The 382-nt window shown below is 62.6% G+C and carries 1 protein-coding gene; it reads right to left on the reverse strand.

Annotated elements, in window-relative coordinates; translation table 11 throughout:
- A partial coding sequence (locus DIE23_RS39240) for an NAD(P)/FAD-dependent oxidoreductase (RefSeq protein WP_409364283.1) occupies nt 1-382 on the reverse strand: 382 nt, incomplete at both ends.

Here is a 382-nt window from a genome sequence, read left to right on the forward strand (position 1 = left end):
CCTTCGAGGAACGCGCGGATCGACGGATGCGTCTTGTAGCGCTGGAATTCCTCGAACGGCGACAGGTACGGGTTCGTATAGCCCAGGCCCACCACGAAGCCGACCACGACCTGGTTGTTGTCCATGTGATACAGGAACGAGCCGCCGTACGTATCGGACTTCAGCGGCCAGCCGGCCGTGTGGATCACGAGGCCGGGCTTGTGCTTGGCCGGATCGATTTCCCACAGTTCCTTGATGCCGATCCCGTAGGCCTGCGGATCGGCGTTTGCGTCGAGCTTGAACTTCGAGATCAGCTGGCGGCCCAAGTGGCCGCGGCAGCCTTCGGCGAACAGCGTGTACTTCGCGTGCAGCTCCATGCCGAGCTGGAAGTTCTCGGTCGGCT

Origin of the sequence: Burkholderia sp. Bp9143 (assembly GCF_003853645.1) — a bacterium.
In the GTDB taxonomy this organism is placed as follows: Bacteria; Pseudomonadota; Gammaproteobacteria; order Burkholderiales; family Burkholderiaceae; genus Burkholderia.